We start from the raw sequence: 22,221 nt of genomic DNA, 5'->3' as shown, positions 1-22,221 counted from the left end.
TGCTTAATTTAACTATAATAAAATATTAAATGTGAAATTAATTTACTGAATATAAATAGATAGATTGAAAGGGGATGTCTAACATGAATATAAAAAGACTGTCTGTAGGTGCGTCAAGTTTATCAGTAGGATTTTTAGCTTTATTAGCAAGTCCTATTGCTGTTAATGCTCTTGATAATATGGATAACGGGGCAAACTCAACTTTAGAACCAGTTTGGGAAGGTGTACCTGAACATTTAAAATGGAATATAAAGCCTCCTATGATGAAATTTACAGATAAAGATGGAAATAGGAAATATTGGTACGATAGAAATAGTGAAAATATTTTATTTCGAACTAATTATTATGGTGTCACTTATTATTCCCCAGTACCACCAAAACAATTAGAGTATATGACGAGTATGAGGTCATATTTTTATGTATTAGAAAACTATAATAGTAGAAATATTAATGGTGGTTATGAGGAAAGATATGATAAGTCATACCCGAACTTTAAAACGAAGTCTACAGTTGTGAACCAAACAAGTCGTAATGCTCTTCAATCGCCGCATTATTATAACGAGTATGAAGCTTATAGAGGTGCAGTTGGGGAATGGAGGTACTTAGGATATTCTGCATTTGGTAATAATGTTGAGAATCCTTATTTTCCACCAGATATTTTCTCTGACGAAACTCCAGGTAGCTATAAATGGGATTTATTCCCTTATAACTTGGGTTCGAAATGGCTTCCTCAAGGACCTTCTCGTTGGGATGATTCAACTATTGGAGATTTATTTAATGCAAAAATAAAGGCAATTAAAAGATTGTTGGACCAAGAACCATCTATGAAGTATAAAAACTCAAATCCATATTATTGGGCTGATAGATTATCGTTAACTTCAGACCCTGATGCTGAGATGGCTGTCTTTATAGGGACAAGAGAAGGCGGTCGTAAATATAGAACATTAACAGTAAAATCCGATGAGATGAAGAACCTTAGGATTACGGAATATACAGTGTTAGATAATAATGGTAATGTTGTAGGTACTTTTACAAGAAGAGATGGGGTTGACTCTGGAAGTTCTCGTACATTTAAAAAATTAATGAAGGGAGAAAAGTATAAAATTATTGTTCGAGTAAAAAATGACTCTCAACAAGAAACGACATTAAACCCAACTAAGTTAGATATAGGGTATAGTTTATCATCTACAACTTGGAGTAAAGGGAGTAATAATTGGAATACAACTTTATCAGAAGAACGAACACTTGTACCAGGTGAATCAGCTACATTCACATATGATAATTTTGTTATCCCTCTAAACTCTAATAAGTACATTGGATTAACGGGGAATATTAATAAAGACCATTTCTTCGCAGGGGATAATACGAATCCGAATGATGATGATGCAAACTTAGTATTTCCAGTCGAAGGTACGGGGAATATGAGTGCTGAAAATATCACTTTAATTGATAGAAATGGTAATGAAGTTGAAAAGCCTATTCCAGGTGAAGATTATAAAATTAAATATAAATTTAAATATCAAGGTATTGACATTAGGGAACCTGTTTATAGGGATGAAGGCTTTTGTGAAGCACACAATAATAGTGGAATATGTATATCTTGGGGAACAAGGTCTGTATTTGACCATTACTATTACCCTGAAGTGAATATTGATGCCTATTATACAATTAATAGAAAGTTACCAAAAGGTGAAAGTGATTCTATTAATGGTCATCTAACAAAAAGAATGCAATTAAGAAATGGTACAACTTTTGAATTTATCACACCTGAGTATACTACTTATGAAGTTCCAATTATTGATACTTCTATACGTATGAACTTAGAAAATAATTATGATTATGCGAATATAGATAAAGGTGATGATACTTCGAGAAAAAAATGGCATAGTTTCTATAATTACAAAGTAAAAAATGTAGAAATACTTCCTAAAACAGAAAAACCTACAGAAGCAGGATATCAAACTTTTGCTGTAAAATTTGATGTTGATAATGAAGTGCCATCAGAAGTAACTGATTTTGAAAAAGATGTTCAAATTGGTATTACTGTAAATGGCGAGAAACATTTATTTATGGAGCATATTGGAATTGGCGAAAATAAAAACATTGTAAAAGAAGTGAAGATTTGGGTTGACCCAAAAGTAACTTCTAAAGTTGATGCTCAAGTGTATGTGAATGTTGATAAAAATGCATGGGAAGAAGACTTGAGTACACAAGAAGATAATAAGGGGGATACAGCAACAACTATAAAAGGTTCCGAGAAAACAACAGGAGCTAAAATAGAAAGACCAATGAATCCTTTTGAAAAAGCTTGTGCTCTTGGTAAAAACACGAAAAATACATGGAATCAGTATTATGAATTACACGAGTGGAGTGGTCAATTAAAAAAATACTCAGCTAATGGAAAATCGTATGAATTCTATAAATATAGTGCAGGAAGTAAACACGATGGAACAGTTCAGCAACAAGAAGAGTATAAAATAAGCAAAGTGTTATTTAAATCTAAACTAACTGAGGATTTAAAAATGGGTGCTTCAAGAGATGGTTGGGTGGATTTAGCAAAAGGAGAAATTGGTAAAATTAAAGCGGGATATGGTTATGAATTGAAAGTAGATGTAGATTATAATACAAATGCCTTTGAAACAGAGCCTCAATCTTGGAATGTAAACGGGACAGGTCAATGGGTTCGTCCAAAACATGTTGAACCTAACATTCCAAGCGAGCTATATATCAAAACTCCTGATGGAAAAATTTTATCGGTTTCTGGTGTGCATGGAACCAATAAAGGGCTTGATGTAAAACGAGAAGGAGATAGAAATAAGGTAAGTATGACATATACGATAAAACCAAAAGACACATTAGGTGTTAAAAATGCTCCAAAGATTTACATTGACCCAAATACAAAAGATGGTTCGTATAAACTGCAAGTGTTTACACCTGAAATCAACGGAATACCTACAAAATCTAAAATGGAAGGTAATACGTTAACAAGTATTGGAAATATGTTGTGTGACAATTTAACAGATTTAAAACTTGAAGTTACAGGCAGTGCAACAGATGATTTAAAAGGACATATTGTTCAATAAAAAAGAGATGGATTTCCATCTCTTTTTTGATAGTTAAATTATTTTTTTGAGCTAAATAGAATGCTCACAACTGAATTTCTCTTAACAACAACTTTTCTTCCATCCATTTCAAATTCCTGGTAATTAGGGCCTTTACTATTGATAATTTTCCATAATTCATTACTTTTCGTAGGGACAAGTATGTCTAAAAATTGCTTTATAGGTTTATCCACAACCGAATTCCCATCAAAAACAAACATTTTTGTTTCCCATTCACTACCATCATTCATATATAAATGCATAATGTCAAACATTGAATCACCATTTGGACCGCCAATGTTATAAGTATAATGGTTTTCTTTAGGGAAGAATCCATTCTCTTCAGCTACACGTTTTAACTTGTCCATGTCACTTTGTTTTCCTTCTTCAGGCTTTTGATTTTGGTCTTTATAGATAGAACTATACATAAACTTAGCGAATTGCTCTCTTGTTACATCGTATTGTCCACCATATTGATTTTGACCCACACCATTTGTCACACCATTTGTATATAAAGCCTGAATAGCCTCTTTTGCCCAATGACCATTTGGAATATCAGTAAATGTCATGTTTCCTTTAACTGCTAAATCAAATGCGTGTTGTAAAACAGATGACATTTCATAGCGAGTTAGTGTAGCGTCTGGTCGGAATTTATCTGTTCCATCACCCTTCATAATTCCTGCTTGGATAACGGCGTTGATATTGCCTTCAAATGGGTGATTTTGAATATCTGTAAAGGAAGTATTTCGTGAACCGTTATCTTGTAGTTTAAAGTATCGAGCCATAATAGAGGCTACTTGTCCACGAGTGACGTTATCACCAAATCCATAGATTCCATTACCGTATCCATATACAATTCCATTGTCAGACAAATAGCTAATAGCTCCTTCAGACCAATGACCACTTGGTACGTCATTAAATTTTGTTGTTTGTGCCTGTGCTGTCATTGTTGCTCCAAATAAAGTTGCAGTGATTAAACTTGTTGCGATTACATTTTTAAATTTCATAATATTTTCCTCCTAAAGAAAATGTTTTATCTATAATTATATTTTTAAATTTTGTCTTATTGAGTATAAATCATATATTTCTTGTATCTCTATAAACAACTATAACAATTTTACTTTTATTTGTCAATTATTTTTTACTAAAATAAAAATCTTCTTATTTCCTTGATAATAGAAAAAGAGATAGTATCCCTATCTCTTGATATCTTTATTGTTTTCTGTAACAAATATTGTAAAAACTCATGTTTATATAATTTTGTATTAGCAACAATTTGTGTTTTATTCGTATTGAACAATTATCACGTTCAAGTCTCCACTAAATGCAGTACATTCTTCATATATAATTTCCATGCATTTTTCTTCACTGAATTTTCCTGCACCACAGCCAATCAAAGGAACTGCAATAGATGTAAATGAGTGTTTTATACATAACCCCAATGCGTTCTTTACGGATAATCGAATGGCTTTCTCTGATGAATTCCATAGCATTCCGATTCCTGCAACATGTATGATGCCTTTGCAATTTAATTTGCCTGCTGAAGTTAGCACCGCTTCCCCTAAAGACAATAGACCTTTACGTTGAACTTCATTAAATGGTTTTAAACCTGCTTTCTTCTTAATTGCTTTTGATACACCATGAGGAAGTAAAATCCAATAAGGAATAAAATTTCGATTCCATGCATTCACAATTACATCAACTTCTGTATGAAAATCTGTTATATTTCCACGTTTAACAAGAATATTCATCTCGACACCCTCTCTGTTGACTATAATAAATAAAAGTATATTGTATTGACTATAGTATATATGATATCATAAAAACAGCAATTTAATATATAGGAAGGCTGTGCATTTATATGAAACAAAAAGATTCCTTTTTGAAGGGTTTCATCACTTGTTTTATTATTACACTTATTATGTGGAGCTTGTATTCATACCTAAATACAACGCCAATACACATTAGGTGGGGGAGTAAATTCAACATTTTCTTGATTCTTTTTATTTTATTAAGTGGTGCATTTGCATACTTTAGTGAAGGTGTAACACAGAAGAAAACAATATATTCGGTGTTGATTGCCAGTGGTTTATTAGTAGTCTCGAATATTATCTTCTTTTGTATAACAACACCTTTATTCCATAGTTCAGATTATCGAAATTTAATCGGAAACGTTGAAGAAAAGAAATTTGAAAAAGATGTTTCTCATGTGGACTTAAAAGAGTTACCAACAATTGATAAAGAATTAGCGAGGAATTATGCAGACAAAAAGTTAGGTGAAATTCCTGCTTTAGGTAGTCAGATGGAGGTTGGTGATTTAACTATCCAACAGATAAAAGGGAAGTTGTATTATGTTGCTCCACTTGAACATACAGGGATTTTTAAGTGGTTTGAGAATAGCAAAGGTACGAAAGGTTTTATAAAAGTAAGTGCAACAGATTCTCAAGACGTTGAGCTTGTAACATCTGTAAAAGGAAAAGATGTAAATCTAAAGTATTTGCCAAGTTCTTATTTTAACTCAAATCTGTATAGACATGTGTATTTAAATCACCCAACAAAGGGTGTGAAAGGTTATACATTTGAACTTGATGATGAAGGGAATCCTTATTGGGTGGCATCTGTTTACAAACGCACGATTGGACGTTCAGGAGAAGTCATTACAGGAACACTTGTTATTGACCCTCAAACAGGCAAGATGAAAGAATATAGTATAAAAGATACGCCTAAATGGGTGGATATTATTCAGCCGAAATCAACAATAGCGGATTACTTAGATTATTGGGGAGAATATGTACATGGCTATATTAACTTTTCAAATCAAGATAAATTAGAAACTACAGAAGGAATGCAAGTGATTTACAATAATGGCGAATGCTATTTCTATACGGGAATTTCTTCAGTAGGAAAAGATGAATCTACAGTAGGATTTGTATTGGCGAATACTCGTACAGGAAAAACGAGTTTCTATAAGGTATCTGGTGCTACAGAAACAGCGAGTATGCAATCAGCAGAAGGTAGTGTGCAACAATTAAGATATACAGCGACATTCCCTATCTTGATAAACGTACAAAACGAGCCAACGTACTTTCTAACATTGAAAGATAAAAAAGGATTAGTGAAATCCTATGCAATGGTCAATGTAGAAAATTACAACATTGTAGCGATTGGAGATTCATTGCAAGCTACACTAAATAATTATGTCAAATCATTAGCGGGTAAGAGCTCGCATACAAACTTAAATTCAAATGGCCTTGAGAAAAGTGAAGTGGGAACAATTGAAAGAATTGGCTCTCTAACAAATGAGAATGGACAAGTCTTTTATATCCTGCTAAAAGAAAAGCCAAACACACTACTTATGGTTCCATCTTCTATTTCAAAAGAATTACCTTTAAGTAAAGAAGGTGATAAAGTGAAGTTTTCGTACATTGAATTGCCTAATATGAGTGGCATTACTGCTAAAGAATTTGAAAATGAAAATATGGATATTAAATAAGGAGAGTCTTTCTCCTTATTTTTATGTAAAGAATCGAGGTAAAAAATGCAAAAGGTAGAAAGTTGGTCTTTTGATGAGAAGGTAACAAAAATATTTGATGAACATGTGCGTCAATCCATTCCATCTTATGAAATGCTTCAAGACTTAATATGTGGTATTGCTCAATTTTTTATAGTTGAGAACGGTGTTGTAATTGATGTAGGTTGTTCAACGGGTGAGACGATAAAGCAATTAAAAGAAGTTACACCTAAAACATTTAGAGCATTTGGATTAGACACCTCTCAATCTATGTTGGAAAAAGCAAAAGAAAAGTTATCTACCACTGAAGATGTTTATTTATTCGATGAAGATATTTCAAAAGTGGTATTACCAAAAGCAGACGTTATTATCAGTTGTCTAACAAATCCGTTTATTTCAGTAGATGAGAGAAAAAAACATATGAAACGATTAATAGCAAAGCTGAAAAAGGGTGGAGCATTAATTGTTGTTGAAAAGACTTATGCAAAAAATTCCATGCATCAGGATATTTTTACACAACTACATCATGATTTTAAAGAACAACAAGGCTTCTCAACACAGGAAATCAGGAATAAAGATAAGTCTTTAAGAGGTGTGTTTCGAGTAAGTCAGGTAGAGGAAAATAAACGATTTTTAGAAAGAAAAGGAATGCTCGTTGAAGAATTTTTTAGATGCTTGCATTTTGTAGGATACGTTGGGATAAAACAAGCTTAAACGCTTGTTTTATTTATGTCTACAAACATCCAATCTATAATTTCATTAACAATAGTTAATGAAATTAGGGGGAATCAGGATGAAAATGAACGAAATGCGATGGGGGATGGAAGCGAGACCTCAAAACGGATTGATTTGTGTAGATTTATTTTGTGGAGCAGGAGTAGGTGCTTGTGGCGTTAAATTAGCAGGTTATCATATGGCTTATGCTGTAGACAATAACCCATATGCTGTTAAGACTTACAATAAAATGATTGGTCCACATGCTGTTTTATCTGATATTCGAAAAATAAATCCAAATGATATTCCAGACCATGATTTTATGATTGCTACACCTGTATGCAAGAGTTTTAGTGTGGCAGGAAAAGGAGATGGATTTGAAAATAAAGATTTCGGTGATTTACCACATGAATTCTTAAGAATATTAAAAGCGAAAAAACCAAAAGCATTTTTATTTGAAAATGTGAATGGAATGGTAAATAAGAAGAATAGACCAGGATTTGAAGCCTTTGTGAAAGAGATTGAAAACAGTTCATATAATGTTACATGGAAGCTTGTAGATTGCTATGAATATGGGATTCCACAACATAGAAAAAGAGTGTTTATGGTAGGGATTCGAAGTGATTTAGGAAAGACATTTGAATTCCCAGAAATAGTCTCTAAAAGTGAAAGGAAGACGATACGTGATGCGATAGGCGATTTACCTAATCCTGATAAGGTGATGAATTCTTTAAAAGACATACAATACGAAGCACAAGAACAAAGTTCTGTTCATAACCACGTAGGATATGGGATTCGAAATGATGGAAAAGAATTTGTACATAAAATTCCTGTGGGTGGAAATTGGAAGGCTTTAAACGAAGAAGATGCTCGTAAATTTATGGGTAGAGCATTTGAAAGTGGTGGAGGAAGAACGGGATTCTTAAGAAAAGTATCCTTTGACCAACCTGCTTATACGATTACAAGTCTAATGAACGGAAAAAATAACGCCCAAATCATTGATAATCAAGATAAGTATTACGAAGGTGGATTTTCTCCAAGGTATGTAAGTAGGAATAGACAAAAACAATGGAATGAAGCATCCTATACAATTGTGTCTGAAGCCCGTCAATTACCTCTGTATCCTGAACCTGCTAATTATGATATTCGCAAAATGGATACATATGACGTCTTACCACCAAGGAGATTTACAGTGAGAGAATGTTTAAGGCTACAGACTGTTCCAGATTGGTTTTCTTTCGCTGAAGATGTTCCATTGAATAAACAATATGAACGATGCTCTGGCATTCCATCATTGATGGCATATAAATTAGCGATTGAGATAGAAAAATATTTAACTTGAGATATTACGTTCGTGAATTATTGACATCAGAAATCAATAAAATGTAAAAAGGGGGTGGAAAGGATGGATACTACATATATCATTAAAGAAATTTATTTAACGAAGAAGATGGAAGATACGTCATTGAGTGAGAAGGAACGAAAAATAGCAAGAAATGAACTGAAGGCATTACAAAAAAGTCTAAATAAAAAAGAGGTTAATTCGAATTAACCTCTTTTTTATTTTAAGCTACTTTCATAGTCCCTCTCTTGAAATCCGCTATTTGAAAAATGATGGATATTTCCTAAACTGTCATATTGATATACAGCTTCATGCAGGGGTTTGGTATTTAATCGTTCTAAAGTTGTAAAGTATATATTTTTAATACCTACCAAATCATTGGTTTCCAAATCGTGAAAAGCTTCTACTTCATTTTTAACAAGGATTAAATAGCCAATTTCTCTACCAAACCTTCTGTGAAATGAAGCGATATTTCTTTCGTGATAAGCAATTTTTTTTAAAATAGAGAGTGGTTGAGAAGTGTAATCATCAAATAGGAATTCTTGCACTCGACCATTTTCGATTAGTAGATTATTATCCTGTTTGATTTTTCTTATATAGAATCCATAATCCGTATCGTGTAAAGCTTTTCTTAATTTCTCCCCATTTGAAAAGTGAAATCCGTGTTTTTCATGGATAATTCTTAATACCTCTTCCTGTCTCCAATTACTATGTTGTAGATTTGGAATCAGCTTATTACACATTAACTCTAATAATTCCTTTGTTGTACCAATGTATAATTCAAATTCATTATCGAAACCATCCAATAAAGAATCTACGGCTGTAAAACGAACAATGTCTTTTCTACTTTCAATCTTCTCTGTATTATCAATTAAAAATAATACAATAATCTTTTTATCTTTATCTTTATAGTAATACTCGCTTGATTGTAAAAAAGAACGGTAATGATTCCACTTTTCTTTCAGTTGCTTTTTACTCTCTGTAGCCATATCCATTTCTAAGAAAAAATCAGTATCAAATATTTGAATAAGCCCATCTGGTCGAATGTTTTTATATTGAGATACATATTTCTCATCGAAATATCTCCATTTAATATCACTTTCTTTTGTCTTTTCTTTAAAATCTAAAACAAATTGATTTAAATGAATTTGATGATTGATTAAACGTGGATTCATCTTTAGTTCTCCTGCACGGTAGTAACCTCTTTTAATTATTTTTCGTTTAGGGTCTAAGATATCGGTTGGAAGGTCAAACTGATAACGAACAATTTCAACACCTTGAGAAGTTAAGAAAACAGCTTGATTTGTTAAATTAAATTCAACACAATCAATAACCTCTAATTCGATTAAATCTAAAAACTTTGTCTCCATAAACAATTCAAAAGAATCAATTGTGTCAGAGAAAAAATATTTATAAGCTTGACGTATTGTTAAGCATCTCAATAGATAGACATTATAAAGAAAATCTAAATCTTGAGTCTTTAGCTCTTTTGCTATTTCGTAAGTTGAAGGTTTCAAAATCATGCACCTCTTTCATTTTGTTCTATATACTATTTATACTAAAAAAAGCCCTATCTCATAACAGAGACAAGACCTAATTCATTAACTAAAGTTTGTTAAAAATTTAAATTAAGTTTTCAATGAATTTAATGAAAGCTGATTGACATCAACATTAGTCAATGATAAGATATTTATGAATCACAGGTGAAAAATAATGAAAAAATCAAGAGTTTTTTACATATTTGTAAAAGTACATATCAATTTTTTCGAGGATACTTTTCGTTGTTTCTAAACCCATCCTCTTTAATTGGTAGTCTAAATTAAAACCTTCATATCGTTTTTCGACAATCTCAGCGATTTTTTCACAGATTGCATAACGATTATTTTCATAACCAGGCTCGACTTCATCTATTGCAGTCTGAATTAATTTTTTTGTACCTCTTGTTAATTTTTCTTGTTCCATAACTTCCATTTTTCCATTCTCCCTTCAAAATGAATGGAAATGCGTTATGGATGAACTAAATCCTACAAATAAATTATAACTTTTTCATAGACTAAAGTCAATGAAATTTCTCTAAAAATTAAGGGGGTTATTTGAATGGCTATTCAAGACCAATGGAAAGAATTAAATAACGAAATACAAAATGATGAAAATCATATTCTAAAAGATATTGTTGAAACAATTAATGACTCTTTAAGGGACCCTAAAGAAGAAGATGTTCAGTCTTTAAATGATAAATTCGATGAAATAGAAGAAGAATTAAAAAAACTATATAAAAAGACAAAATACTCTCAAGTAGAAAAAACAATCAAAACATATATAAATGACATAAGAGATACTGTATATAGAAAGAAAGGTATAAAACTATCTAAATGGGATGCTTTTGTACTGGAAGCGAAAAGGTATAATTGGGAATGTGTATTAGAATTAATAGACTTAGTAAATATAATAGATAATAGTTCAGATGAAAAAGTGGAAGACTATGTAAAGAGGTTCGAACAAAAATATAAAGAAGATGTAATGCCGTTTATAGAGAGAAATTTATCTCCATTTAATAAAGATTTAGTGAAAAGGGAATTCAATAAAAAACAAAAAGGTTATGCAAATCTAACTAAGAAAAATGACCAAGAGAACTTTGGAGCATTACTTAAACATCTAAGATTATCAAAAGGATATGCTTTAGAAGATGTGGGAAGACTTTCAGGAGTATCTGCTTCTTATATACATTTGCTTGAAAAAGGACAAAGACAAAGCCCTACACTTGAAACTGTTGAAAAACTGGCTGAAGGTCTTGAGGTACCTGTACAGTATTTCTTCAAAAACAGAGGACAAGGTAACGGTGCAAACGATACTGCTATGACAGGTTTTGCTGAAATGGTTATTCTGCAAAACTTCACCTTAAATGGAAAGAAAGCATCGAAAAAACAAAAAGAAGCTATAGTTTCCTTGTTTAATGGAATCATGAAAGCGGAATGGACACCTGAAACGAAACTTGCAGAAAGCATGGAATTGATTCAAAAAATTGAGGAATTCATTTCTCTAATGGACTAATAATCTCTGCATGGTTTTTTACGAAACTTTTATTTTGTAAATCTAATTAACATGTTTTTAAAATGGATTCTTAAACAAAAGTGTTGAAATTTGAATACTGAAACATGAGAAGTATTGGCATTTGCCGATACTTCTTTTTTTTATTCCATATAGAACATACCTCAATCAATAATCCTCAATAAATTTTCTTCTTTTTAAATAGTATGTTAATAAAAGTATGAAAGTTGGTGAAATCCATGGAAAAGGTTTTATTAGCGATTGGACATAGACAAGTTGAAGATTTTATAAAGGCAAAGTCAAACGGTGAGTATGCAATTGTAGGTACAACTGTGTATCGTGGAGGGATTATAAAAGCGATAAAAGAAAACAAACCTGATGTTATTGTGTTATTTGAATCATTAAAAGGGAATGAAAATATTTCAGACATTATTTATGAAATTAGAGCAAATTACAAGAATGTAAGAATTATTTTCGGTTCCAACAAACGTGAGCCAGGGGATGTACTGTTAGCAACAATTGTAGGGTATGGTATTTATGACATTTTATATGGAGAAAAAATAAATGCGAATGAGATTATCCGATTAATAAAAGAAAAGAACGAGTTTTCGGATGTGTTTCATTTACGCCCTAAAACAACAGTAGACGAAAAAACAAATCAAAAATTATATGATGCACCTACAAAAGTAATAGAAAAGCCAGTAATCAAAGAAATATATTTGGACAAAACGAATCCAAATGAATATGGGAAAGAAGAGGATGAAGCTCCTAAAGAAACAAATCTGAAAGTCGAAACGGAACAAACTATGGAAAAAATCACTGAAGATGAAAGTGTGAATCTTGAAGAAACGAAATCAGAATTAATCGGTGATGAAGTGATTGACATTGAAGGTGAGGTTATAAATCTTGAAGAGGAAGTTTTCAATCTTGAAGACGTTGAAAAGAAAGAAGAAAACATTAATCTTGAAGAAAAGGTAGTGGAAGAACATGAAATAATAGAAGAACCTCTTCCAGAAAGAAATCCAGAATTAGATAAAAAAGTGGATGAGAAACTTCAGAATATCAATGAAAACCTAAAGGAAATGAAAAAAGAAAAGCCCGAAAAAATTGGATTTTTCGCAAGGTTAATGGGTGCAAAAGAAAATACAGAAAAAAATACTGAGCACGAAGTTCAAACAATACAGGAACCAATCATTGAACAAAAACCAACTGAACCTGAAGTGGAAGTTAAACCTGAAATCATTCCAGAGCCTAAAATCGAAGTGCCAATTCCAGAACCTAAAATCGTTACAGAAACGATAATTAAGGAAACAATTATGCCAGTTCATATGAAACAAAAAATCCTAACATTCTTAGGAAGTGAACAAGGTGTAGGAAATTCTCAAATCGCCTTTAATACAGCACTACATTTGGCGAAAAGTGGCTTTAGAACAATGTACATTGATTTTAAAGAAACAGGCTCAACAGTGGAGTACTTATATCAATTAGGTACATTCGAAAAAGGTTTAGATATTGCTTTGCGTGGCATGGAGAATCAAAACTATACACAAGTTGAAGATTCTATTATTTCAATGAGTAGCATTATCAGTAATACACCGAAAAACTCTATGATGCTGAAAAACTACAAACAGTTTCCAGACTTGTTAGATTTACTCTTTTACTCAGAAGATTATGTTACAAAAAAAGATAAAGAAAAGGAACAAATCAATAGTGCTTGCTTAAAAGATTTATTCATGTATTTCATTATTCAGAAAAACTATGATTTCATCATTTTAGATGTTCCTTCTGATTTAAAGAATGAATTCACGAAGATAGCCATGGCCTATAGTACAAAAATATTCTTAACACTAACACAAGATGTATCACACATTGGAGGATGGTTAAGAAAATTGCCCGAACTTACTAAACGAATAAATTTAGATAAAAAAATATATTATATTATCAACAAATACGAAAAAGCAGAATTAAACCAAAGGGATATTTCAGAGTGGATGAAAGTAGACATCCCTATTACCATTCCTTCTCTGAATAAAGATTTTATTAATGCAAATTATATTGGTCTTCCTGTTTTATTGTATTCAAAGAACAAAGAACTTAAAAAAGCTTTTGCTTCTATTGAGAAGATAATATTCGAATAAAGTTAAAAGGGGGAAGGATATATGAAAACTAAACAAGTAGCAATTACGATTGCTCAAATGGGAGCGGTTATTCTATTTGCAGGAGGGTTTTATTACTTCACACAAAAACAAATGGAGCCAACAACAGTATGGCAATTTAATCGAGATATCCCTGCTAATACGCAGATTACAGAGGGTGATTTAGTAAAAACAACTATTCCTGCTCAAGCAGTAACAAAAGGATTTGCTCTTTCACCAAAAGATATCGTTGGTAAATACAATAATTCAAAATTAGTTACGGGTGAATATGCATTGAAGAAAAAATTAGTTGATAAAAAGAATATCGACCCATTTGAAAGTATGGATTTAACAAAATATCGAAAAATTTCACTTCCTATTACTTATATTGATGGATTAGGTGGAAATGTGAAACGAGGAGATAAAGTAGACCTTGTATTTGTTGGAGAAGGTGAAAAGGCAGGAGAAGGTTCAGGAAAAGGATTTAAATATTCAAAAGCTTTCTTACAAGATATTCTTGTCTATAATGTCACAACAGATGATGGTTTCCGTTACACGGATAGAAGTGAGGGTGTGAAAGGAGACGAAGCAGGAGATATGCAAGATGGTAAAGACATTCAATCTGGTGGAGAAGGTGGTAAATTATCCACTGTAACATTAGCTGTAACGCTTGACCAAGCTGAACAAATTTCTGCTCGATTAAAATCTGGAAACATTCGCATTGTGGGACGATTTGACGATAGTCAAAACTATGACACAGCAGGATTTATTGTGGGTGAATATGACAAAGTATTCTCTGGAGAAGGTTTAGCTGAAAGCAATAAATAGTTAACAAATTTAATAACGGAGAGTCATTGTATTCTCCGTTATGTTTTTAATACAAAGGGGGAAGTAAATTATGAATAAAGTTCTATTAGCTACAGGTCATGAAGCTCTTGATAATGTAATTAAAAAAATAAAAGAGTATGAATTTGTCGGAAGCATTGAATATAAAAGGGACTTAGTAGAAGCGTGTTCTTTCTATAATCCTGATATTGTTCTTATCTCAGATTTTCTAACGGGAAAAGAATCTCTGTTAGAAGAAATGATTATGGTAAAACAAAAACACCCGCAAATTCGAATTGTTTACGTGACAAAAACATTAGACATGAAAAATGTAGAACGAGTAAATCAATTAGGAATGTTAGTACTATCTGGTATTTATGATATCTTAACAGAGAGCAAGTTAAATGCAGTGTTAATTAAACAATTATTAGATAATCCTCGAAATAAAGAGAGTGTAGATTATTTACTTCGTAATATCAGAAGTGCATCAACAGGTAATACAGAAGATATAGAAGTAGAAGCGATTGAAGAAACAGAAGAATACGATATTGAAAAATACGGATATAAAAATGTATATCTTGTTTCATCTATCAAACCTGGAACTGGTAAGTCATTTGCTTCTACGAACCTTGCAACGACAATTGCAAAGTACGGAAAGAAAAAAGATGGGAAACCACCAAAAGTTGGATTGATTGAAGCAGATTTACAAAACTTATCTGTAGGTACATTACTTCAAATTGAAGACGATAAACACAATTTAAAAACTGTAATGGATAAAATAGCGACTATTATGACAAGTGATGGAAGGCTCATTGAAGATGAAGCAAGAATTGAAGAAGTAAATAAATATATTAAAAGTTGTTTTAAATCCTATTACCCTTGCAAAAACTTAGAGGCATTAGTAGGGTCACAATTAACAATGAGTGAAATCGAAGATATTAAACCATTCCATTATGTTTATTTAATTGAAGCCATCGTGGATGAGTATGATGTTATTATTCTCGACACAAACTCCTCATTAGCTCATGTCACTACATATCCGTTGTTAAGATTGTCGAATACTGCTTACTACATCATTAATCTGGACTTTAATAACGTTCGAAATAATGCTCGTTATAAAGAAACCCTAAAAGATTTAGATGTGTTAGATAGAGTGAAATACATTCTTAATGAAGATATTGAAGACACTGGAGCATCTAACGAGAATGAAGGAGAGAAATTAATCTTCACTTCTGAGCATTTAAGTCAAACTGGTTTTGATGTAGATGTGAAAATACCATTGCTACCAAAGAATATTTTCTTAAATAGATTATATGAAGGGACACCAGTAGTATTAGATAATAACGCAAATACATTAAAGGCACGATTAGAATTTGCAAAATTAGCTAACCAGATTTGGGAAATGGAAAATTTACAATTCTTAGAACAAGAATATGAAAACTTAGACAAATCGAAAGAACGAAAAAAGCGTTTCTAATTGAAACGTCTTTTTTTTATGTCAAATAAGGTAAACCCACTTGTTTGTTATATTTCATCCCCTTTTTATCTACAACAACAATAGCAAATAGAAAAAAGGGGGAATTTGAAATGGCAATGGAAACAGATTTCAAATCACTAAGAAAAGACTTACAACGGGTAAAAGGTACAAAATATACTTCGGGAGTGTTAGGATTTGAAGATGCTTTAGAACTCGTTAGGGGGGAAGTAGCGAAGAAATTAACAACTGAGATGGATGAACAAAAAGAAGAAACAAAAGAAGATGCCATAATTAAAGACAAGAAATATCTAAGAAAGCGAAAAGAAGATTATAAAAAAAGAATTGAATCTATTGTATATGGTCAAAACATAAAAGTTAGAGGTTATGAAAATAACATAGAGTTATTCATTGCAGAAATGGTTGAGGAATTTTCGGGATACTCAATTTTAGCTGATGCTCAGAACAACCCTGGTGTATCGGATATATTCTGCCTTCAATGGAATAAAATCTATGTAGAGCAAAATGGTGTCAATGTTAAATATCATAAGACATTTAGAAGTGCAGAACATTATAAAGCGTTTGTTGATAGATTGGTTCGAGAATCAGGAAACGAGATTAACAATGGTAATAAGAAAATTGTTAACTTTGAGCTATATGGTGATAGATATACTGCTACATCTAAGGCGGTTTCGCCTAAAGATTTCTCGTTAACAATTCGTAAACATAAAGAAGACCAACTGCAATTGAAAGATATTATTGCTTTCAATGTAATGAGTCAAGAAATTGCAGACTTATTAGGTACGATAATTTTAGGTGAATGTAACGTTATTTATGGTGGATTAACAGGTTCAGGGAAAACAACATCTATTCGTGCTTTATTAGACCACTATGTATCACAAGCAAATAAAAGAATGTTAGTTTGTGAAGATACGCAAGAGCTATTCCCAAAAAATGACCATACATTAGAGTTAGTATCCGTAAGAAATGATGACCCTAAATTAGAAATTACATTGCAAGAAATTATCTATACTGCATTACGTTTAAAACCAAAATATATTTGCGTTGGTGAGGTTCGTGGCTTAGAAGCGGAAAGTGCGGTAGAGGCTATGGAAACAGGTCACAGTACAATATTTACCATGCATGGAGGTAAACCTATGAACATTGTAAATAGGCTTGTAACAAAATATCTGAGCGCTATGCCAACGTTAGGCATTGATGTAGTAGAGCGTATTATAGGTAGTGCAGTTGATTATATCGTATTACAAGATGACATTCCTGACATCGGAAGAAAAGTAACAAGTATTACAGAGGTTAGCTTTGACTTCGAAAAAGGTAGAGTCGCTTTAAAAACGATTTTTGAATATGACTTCTTAAAAGGAGACTTTGAAATGGTCAATAAAATCTCTCAAGAAAAAGCAAAAAATATGCTACGAAGAGGGGTGAAAATTGAGACGTTGAAACCACTTGTTGAGGGATGGTCTGAAGAGTTAAAAATTGCATAAACATGTCTTACTAAAAGAGAGCTTGTTCTTTATGACAAGCTCTTTTTGTAGAACGATATTCGCCAATGAAAGACTATTAAATAATTTTCAAAATGTAATAATAAAATAAAGAGATGCTGAAAAGGAACATGAGCATAAAAAATAAAAGGTGGTGTTGTATATATGGGATATGCGATAGTTGTATTTACAGTTTTTATGTTAGCCATTATTTTCATTTCTACCAAAGAAAAAATGAAAGAAGATAAATCAGTGTTAACAATGAGAAAATCTCAAGCATCTTCAAAGTTAAGGGAAAATGCATTGAAATTAAAGTTAGAAAGAATGGTAGAAACAAAAGCGAAAGTTTCCACAAAGAATACAGTAGAAACGATGTGTTTACAAGCGGGGTATAAATTGACATATGGTGAATTTAAATTAATGTCGTTCACATCTGCTATTGTACTACCAATCCTTGTACTGGTGATGACATCAAACCCAATTTTAGCTTGCTTATTTATTATGGTAGGGTATATGATTCCTGGTCAAATTATTGCGTTTATTAAAAATAGACGATTGAACATGATTGAAGAACAAGTTGGTTCATTTATGAATTTAGTCGTAGAACGTTATAAAGCCCAAAATGATTTCCCTAAGTCAATAAAAGAAAGTCTATATGATTTCAAGGGGCAAGAACCTATGTACAGTGAAATTAGACAAACTGTATTAGATATTGAGTTAGGGATACCAACAACAGATGCAATGGATAACTTAGCAAGACGTACAGGAAATAAATATTTAGAAAGATTATCTAATTATTATCAAATTGCTATGACATTAGGGACAGAGGATGCAAGAGAAAACTTATTAGGTGAAGCATTCCAACAATTTGAAGAGAATCGAAAAATGAAATCTACTCTAAGAAAAGAAATAGCAGGACCTGTACGAGAAGCTTATATTATGGTTGCGGCCATTCCTCTGCTTATTAGCTATCAAATTGCAACCTCTGATAGTTATGTAGATTTTATGTTAAACACGACACCAGGGAAAATTGGTTCAACTGTAATTTGTGCAATCATTATGGGGTCTATTTGGTTCATTAATAAAAAAATTGGTGCACCATTAGAGTAAGAAGGGAGATGTTTTCGATATGGTAATAATGAAGTATATTTTTATGATTTTGGGGACGATATGTTTTCTGTTTTTTATTCGAAATGTTTTCATGTTCCTTTTTCTAAATGAAAACCATTCAACACATAAAAAACGGTTAAAACAACTACAATTCAATAATAAGGAAGAGTTAACAAATGATGAGCAAACAAGAGCGTTTATTGACAAAGTAACCAGACCTGTATTGAAATACGTTGTACCTAAAATGAAAGTTAGAGATAGTCAAGAATTAGAAAAAGATTTAAAGTTAACGAAATGGGATAAATACTTTAATGCGAGTCAATATATCGCAATGAATATTACTTTGAAAATTATAGGTGTAGTTGCTCTTATTGTACTAATACCTGTATCCGTTCCATTCGCATTAATATGGTTCTCTGCCTTTTTCTTCTTATTTGGATTTCTGTTTAATAATTCAGTTACAGAAGCGAAAGAGAAATTGCTTGGAGGATTTCCAGATTTCATCCGTATTACAAGAGGATATTTAACAGCAGATATTTCATTTACAAAAGCTGTTGAGGGTAGTATTCCATATGTAGGTGACGCATGGAGACCGCTTCTTCAGGAGTTTATTGTAAATTGCGATATCCATTCTGTAGAAAAAGCAATTGATAGATTAAAAGACCAAGTTGATGTGTTTGCGGTAAAAGAATTATTATCTCTTGTACGCTTAAACTTAGAACAAGGTGTTGACGTTAGAGAAAGTTTCGAAAGACAGATTGATAAAGTAAGAGAAATGCAACTGGAAGCCATTATGAATAAAATTGCGAAACGACAATTGTTAGCGATGGTATTACAGGGACCCCTATTACTTACATTAATTGGTGCTTTTGGATTACCAACATTCTATTCTATGACAACTCTATCATCTATGTAAGTTATGTATTAGACAAGGTTCGGACAATAGTTCGACCTTTTTTTGTTATAGATGTTATCTATTTACAGTAAGATGCATTAGTAAAAAATAATTAAGGTTATAAACGATGGTAAACAGGTATTGAACAAGTTTCAGACGGTTTAATCGTTATAAACAAGATATAACTTTAATACAATAAGATAATAAATTTGAGAGGGGATGTTGCAATGAATAACTTAATGAATCGAGCAAAATTTGTATTAAATGGAGAAGATGGTGCGTCAAACGTAGAGATTATCGTTTGGATTTCAGTAGTATTAGTATTAGCAACTGCATTATTTATCTTTAAAGATAAAATCGTTGGCTTCTTAGGAAAAGCAGGTGGAACTGTAGATAAACTACAAGTTAAGTAGTTTAATATAAGCCATAAAAATCACAAAGAAGAAACAGAGGTGATAGAATGAACAATTTAATGAATCGAGCAAAATTTGTATTAAATGGGGAAGACGGTGCATCTAACGTAGAGATTATCGTTTGGATTTCGGTAGTATTAGTATTAGCAACTGCATTGTTCTTATTTAAAGACCAAATCGTTGGCTTCTTAGGTAAAGCGGGCGGAACTGTAGATGGCTTAAAAGTAGCTTAATACAACGTAAAAGGAGCGTATAGGTATAACGCTCCTTTTTTTATAGGAAAAACGGAAAGGGGTGCGAATATGAGTAGATTGAAAGAGAAGTTAAAAGAACAAAAAGGATTTGGTTTGTTTGAATATGTAATAGGCTTATTAATTTTTGTTGCTCTTATATGTTTCTTATTTGATGTTGTTACGATTACCTATAAACAGTATGTTGTATCACAACAAACAAATGTCATAGCACGTCAGTTAGGTGTACAAGGAGGAATTACGAATCAAGTACCAAAAGGCTTCCCAGGTGGAGATAAAGCGTATGTAGACTCAAGAGAGCTTGTACAACAAGTGAATGACCATCTTGAAGGAGCTGGTATAAAAAGCAATGAATGGGACCTAAATTTAATTCGATATGATAAAAATGGAAGAGTTGTAGAGACAAAGAAATTAACAACAGCCACAAATTTTAAAGTAGATTATCAATCTGCAATGGATATTGAGTTGACTTATAAATATAAATGGAACGTTTGGGGTCAAATCATTCCTGGTACATCAGATGAAAAAGAAGCAATACAAAAAAGATACGTAACATCCGAATTTAAGTATAACTACGATGTTTGGGAAGGTGAAAGAAATGAGACGAATTAAAAAAACATTAAAAAATACAAAAGGTGTCTTCTCTATCCTAATTGTAATAACTGTATTTATTGTTCTTTTAGCGATTACAGCCTTTTCAGATATAGCATCTAAATCGTGGGCTGTGAATGAAATCCAGTCTATTATGGATACATCAGGGATGAATGCATTACAAACAACTGTAGATACAAATAAATTACGTGATGAGATATTCTCCATTGATAAGGAAAATGAAATAGACACTGAAATCAATTCTGTAAACTTAACAGATTATGAAAGAAAAATATCTGCTAAATATAAAGAAGAAATTCGAAAACACGTAAAAACAAACAAAAACATTGTTGCTTTAAACGTTGAGCAAGTAAAAGTGGATTGGGGCAATGATACTTGGGGATTAGGAGAAACAAAAAAGAAACGTCCTCAAATTGTTTTAGATACAGTGAGTAAAGTCAGAATTAAAAATAGTTCATATTTCGATGATTTAGGTGGCTTATCAAAAGATATGTATAATGCACGTAATGGTTCAAACTTCACAGTAACATATAATGGTCAAAAGGAAGATGGTACTGTGGAATTAATTATTAGAAGTGTTACAAGAATGGTATACAGATAAAAACATCATGTGAAATGGTGTTTTTTTTATTAGACAGAATCAAACAAAAATTAGGTATGTACTTACTTCTAAAAATCTACTATAAAATAAAAGTTTTAAGGAGGGGATTTTGTGCCTGAGATACAACAATTCTTATTAAATATTAAAAATGAAATATTATATGTAAACAGTCATATATTTATTGTAGCCATATTGTTCTTATTTTTATTTATAGCGACTTATACGGATTTAAAAAACATGAAGATTTATGATAAGTTTAATGCAGTGTTTTTTGCAACTCGATTATTAATAATTATTCTACCGTTTGGAATTACTTATCAATGGACCCATTTAATTGGTGGTCTGATAGGAGGTTTGTTCCTATTAATACCTGCAATGGTATTAATGCATAAAATGGGTGGAGATATCAAGTTCATGTTTATATTCGGGATGTATTTAGGGGGCTACTACACAATCGTCTTATTATTGTTATCTTGTCTCATTCACTTTATTTATTCTATTGTATCTATATTTATATTTAAGAAACAGAACAAGAAAACAATGGTACCATTCGCACCGTTCTTCTGTATTTCGTATAGTATCTTAACTTTAGTAGGCTTTCTATATCTCTAATATATAGCATTCGGTTGTACTTTTTTTACAAAAGTCATCGGATGCTTTTTTTATGAAATGTAGTCTATATAAATT

At 31.8% G+C, this 22,221-nt stretch carries 21 protein-coding genes; 17 read left to right on the top strand and 4 right to left on the bottom strand.

Features of this window, described 5'->3' with window-relative positions:
* Positions 1-83: 83 nt before the first annotated feature.
* Entirely contained in the window at positions 84-3,083 is a 3,000-nt protein-coding gene (locus MHB52_RS33535; protein ID WP_253703229.1) for a hypothetical protein, read from the top strand.
* A gap of 38 nt (positions 3,084-3,121) precedes the next feature.
* Here the strand turns inward: MHB52_RS33535 and MHB52_RS33530 are convergent, their stop codons facing one another.
* Both MHB52_RS33530 and MHB52_RS33525 read right to left on the bottom strand, forming a co-directional pair.
* Positions 3,122-4,108: an S-layer homology domain-containing protein gene (locus tag MHB52_RS33530; protein WP_061662791.1), complete on the bottom strand. Its 987-nt coding sequence runs from the start codon at positions 4,106-4,108 to the stop codon at positions 3,122-3,124.
* 276 nt (positions 4,109-4,384) lie between these two features.
* Complete coding sequence (locus MHB52_RS33525; RefSeq protein WP_061662792.1) at positions 4,385-4,852, bottom strand: macro domain-containing protein; 468 nt, start codon at positions 4,850-4,852, stop codon at positions 4,385-4,387.
* Positions 4,853-4,962: 110 nt separating this feature from the next.
* Between MHB52_RS33525 and MHB52_RS33520 the strand changes: the two genes are divergently transcribed.
* The 4 genes from MHB52_RS33520 (at position 4,963) to MHB52_RS33505 (ending at position 8,878) form a co-directional block, all read left to right on the top strand.
* Entirely contained in the window at positions 4,963-6,594 is a 1,632-nt protein-coding gene (locus MHB52_RS33520) for a cell shape-determining protein (RefSeq protein ID WP_253703231.1), read from the top strand.
* A 45-nt stretch (positions 6,595-6,639) separates the two neighbouring features.
* Entirely contained in the window at positions 6,640-7,326 is a 687-nt protein-coding gene (locus MHB52_RS33515) for a methyltransferase domain-containing protein (protein ID WP_061662794.1), read from the top strand.
* Between the two features lie 79 nt (positions 7,327-7,405).
* Positions 7,406-8,668 carry a DNA cytosine methyltransferase gene (locus MHB52_RS33510; protein WP_061662795.1) on the top strand — a complete coding sequence of 421 codons (1,263 nt, stop codon included), beginning with the start codon at positions 7,406-7,408 and terminating at the stop codon, positions 8,666-8,668.
* A gap of 63 nt (positions 8,669-8,731) precedes the next feature.
* A complete protein-coding gene (locus MHB52_RS33505) occupies positions 8,732-8,878 on the top strand; it encodes a hypothetical protein (RefSeq protein ID WP_172796990.1) in 147 nt (48 codons plus the stop codon).
* Between the two features lie 8 nt (positions 8,879-8,886).
* Here the strand turns inward: MHB52_RS33505 and MHB52_RS33500 are convergent, their stop codons facing one another.
* Both MHB52_RS33500 and MHB52_RS33495 read right to left on the bottom strand, forming a co-directional pair.
* Positions 8,887-10,191, bottom strand: coding sequence for a replication-relaxation family protein (locus tag MHB52_RS33500; RefSeq protein WP_340768922.1), 1,305 nt, complete (start codon positions 10,189-10,191; stop codon positions 8,887-8,889).
* A gap of 199 nt (positions 10,192-10,390) precedes the next feature.
* Positions 10,391-10,639: a hypothetical protein gene (locus tag MHB52_RS33495; RefSeq protein ID WP_061662796.1), complete on the bottom strand. Its 249-nt coding sequence runs from the start codon at positions 10,637-10,639 to the stop codon at positions 10,391-10,393.
* Between the two features lie 126 nt (positions 10,640-10,765).
* Here MHB52_RS33495 and MHB52_RS33490 point away from each other — a divergent pair, with 126 nt between their 5' ends.
* The 12 genes from MHB52_RS33490 to MHB52_RS33435 all read left to right on the top strand — a co-directional run bounded on the left by MHB52_RS33490 (position 10,766) and on the right by MHB52_RS33435 (position 22,146).
* A complete protein-coding gene (locus MHB52_RS33490) occupies positions 10,766-11,719 on the top strand; it encodes a helix-turn-helix domain-containing protein (protein WP_061662797.1) in 954 nt (317 codons plus the stop codon).
* A gap of 236 nt (positions 11,720-11,955) precedes the next feature.
* Positions 11,956-13,854, top strand: coding sequence for an AAA family ATPase (locus tag MHB52_RS33485; protein ID WP_061662798.1), 1,899 nt, complete (start codon positions 11,956-11,958; stop codon positions 13,852-13,854).
* Positions 13,855-13,875: 21 nt separating this feature from the next.
* A complete protein-coding gene (cpaB, locus tag MHB52_RS33480) occupies positions 13,876-14,679 on the top strand; it encodes a Flp pilus assembly protein CpaB (RefSeq protein ID WP_061662799.1) in 804 nt (267 codons plus the stop codon).
* A 70-nt stretch (positions 14,680-14,749) separates the two neighbouring features.
* Positions 14,750-16,153 carry an AAA family ATPase gene (locus MHB52_RS33475; RefSeq protein ID WP_061662800.1) on the top strand — a complete coding sequence of 468 codons (1,404 nt, stop codon included), beginning with the start codon at positions 14,750-14,752 and terminating at the stop codon, positions 16,151-16,153.
* A gap of 110 nt (positions 16,154-16,263) precedes the next feature.
* On the top strand, positions 16,264-17,655 hold the full coding sequence (locus tag MHB52_RS33470; protein WP_061662801.1) for a CpaF family protein: 1,392 nt from the start codon (positions 16,264-16,266) through the stop codon (positions 17,653-17,655).
* Between the two features lie 162 nt (positions 17,656-17,817).
* Entirely contained in the window at positions 17,818-18,762 is a 945-nt protein-coding gene (locus tag MHB52_RS33465) for a type II secretion system F family protein (protein WP_000540082.1), read from the top strand.
* Positions 18,763-18,781: 19 nt separating this feature from the next.
* A complete protein-coding gene (locus tag MHB52_RS33460) occupies positions 18,782-19,678 on the top strand; it encodes a hypothetical protein (RefSeq protein ID WP_253703234.1) in 897 nt (298 codons plus the stop codon).
* A gap of 206 nt (positions 19,679-19,884) precedes the next feature.
* Positions 19,885-20,070 carry a hypothetical protein gene (locus MHB52_RS33455; protein ID WP_001061354.1) on the top strand — a complete coding sequence of 62 codons (186 nt, stop codon included), beginning with the start codon at positions 19,885-19,887 and terminating at the stop codon, positions 20,068-20,070.
* A gap of 47 nt (positions 20,071-20,117) precedes the next feature.
* A complete protein-coding gene (locus MHB52_RS33450) occupies positions 20,118-20,303 on the top strand; it encodes a hypothetical protein (protein ID WP_061662802.1) in 186 nt (61 codons plus the stop codon).
* Positions 20,304-20,372: 69 nt separating this feature from the next.
* Entirely contained in the window at positions 20,373-20,933 is a 561-nt protein-coding gene (locus MHB52_RS33445; protein WP_000088659.1) for a hypothetical protein, read from the top strand.
* Positions 20,920-21,534: a hypothetical protein gene (locus tag MHB52_RS33440; protein WP_001252699.1), complete on the top strand. Its 615-nt coding sequence runs from the start codon at positions 20,920-20,922 to the stop codon at positions 21,532-21,534. Before MHB52_RS33445 ends, MHB52_RS33440 begins: the two co-directional genes overlap by 14 nt.
* Positions 21,535-21,645: 111 nt before the next feature.
* Entirely contained in the window at positions 21,646-22,146 is a 501-nt protein-coding gene (locus tag MHB52_RS33435) for a prepilin peptidase (RefSeq protein ID WP_061662803.1), read from the top strand.
* Positions 22,147-22,221 lie beyond the last annotated feature (75 nt).

Source organism: Bacillus sp. FSL K6-0073 (assembly GCF_038006085.1).
Lineage (GTDB): Bacteria > Bacillota > Bacilli > Bacillales > Bacillaceae_G > Bacillus_A > Bacillus_A cereus.
This window is presented reverse-complemented; position numbering and strand designations above follow the sequence as displayed.

Bases quoted from the DNA above. Each gene is read 5' to 3' on its own strand.
- MHB52_RS33535 (WP_253703229.1), top strand. From the start codon at position 84: ATGAATATAAAAAGACTGTCTGTAGGTGCGTCAAGTTTATCAGTAGGA.
- MHB52_RS33530 (WP_061662791.1), bottom strand. From the start codon at position 4,108: ATGAAATTTAAAAATGTAATCGCAACAAGTTTAATCACTGCAACTTTA.
- MHB52_RS33525 (WP_061662792.1), bottom strand. From the start codon at position 4,852: ATGAATATTCTTGTTAAACGTGGAAATATAACAGATTTTCATACAGAA.
- MHB52_RS33520 (WP_253703231.1), top strand. From the start codon at position 4,963: ATGAAACAAAAAGATTCCTTTTTGAAGGGTTTCATCACTTGTTTTATT.
- MHB52_RS33515 (WP_061662794.1), top strand. From the start codon at position 6,640: ATGCAAAAGGTAGAAAGTTGGTCTTTTGATGAGAAGGTAACAAAAATA.
- MHB52_RS33510 (WP_061662795.1), top strand. From the start codon at position 7,406: ATGAAAATGAACGAAATGCGATGGGGGATGGAAGCGAGACCTCAAAAC.
- MHB52_RS33505 (WP_172796990.1), top strand. From the start codon at position 8,732: ATGGATACTACATATATCATTAAAGAAATTTATTTAACGAAGAAGATG.
- MHB52_RS33500 (WP_340768922.1), bottom strand. From the start codon at position 10,191: ATGATTTTGAAACCTTCAACTTACGAAATAGCAAAAGAGCTAAAGACT.
- MHB52_RS33495 (WP_061662796.1), bottom strand. From the start codon at position 10,639: ATGGAAGTTATGGAACAAGAAAAATTAACAAGAGGTACAAAAAAATTA.
- MHB52_RS33490 (WP_061662797.1), top strand. From the start codon at position 10,766: ATGGCTATTCAAGACCAATGGAAAGAATTAAATAACGAAATACAAAAT.
- MHB52_RS33485 (WP_061662798.1), top strand. From the start codon at position 11,956: ATGGAAAAGGTTTTATTAGCGATTGGACATAGACAAGTTGAAGATTTT.
- cpaB (WP_061662799.1), top strand. From the start codon at position 13,876: ATGAAAACTAAACAAGTAGCAATTACGATTGCTCAAATGGGAGCGGTT.
- MHB52_RS33475 (WP_061662800.1), top strand. From the start codon at position 14,750: ATGAATAAAGTTCTATTAGCTACAGGTCATGAAGCTCTTGATAATGTA.
- MHB52_RS33470 (WP_061662801.1), top strand. From the start codon at position 16,264: ATGGCAATGGAAACAGATTTCAAATCACTAAGAAAAGACTTACAACGG.
- MHB52_RS33465 (WP_000540082.1), top strand. From the start codon at position 17,818: ATGGGATATGCGATAGTTGTATTTACAGTTTTTATGTTAGCCATTATT.
- MHB52_RS33460 (WP_253703234.1), top strand. From the start codon at position 18,782: ATGGTAATAATGAAGTATATTTTTATGATTTTGGGGACGATATGTTTT.
- MHB52_RS33455 (WP_001061354.1), top strand. From the start codon at position 19,885: ATGAATAACTTAATGAATCGAGCAAAATTTGTATTAAATGGAGAAGAT.
- MHB52_RS33450 (WP_061662802.1), top strand. From the start codon at position 20,118: ATGAACAATTTAATGAATCGAGCAAAATTTGTATTAAATGGGGAAGAC.
- MHB52_RS33445 (WP_000088659.1), top strand. From the start codon at position 20,373: ATGAGTAGATTGAAAGAGAAGTTAAAAGAACAAAAAGGATTTGGTTTG.
- MHB52_RS33440 (WP_001252699.1), top strand. From the start codon at position 20,920: ATGAGACGAATTAAAAAAACATTAAAAAATACAAAAGGTGTCTTCTCT.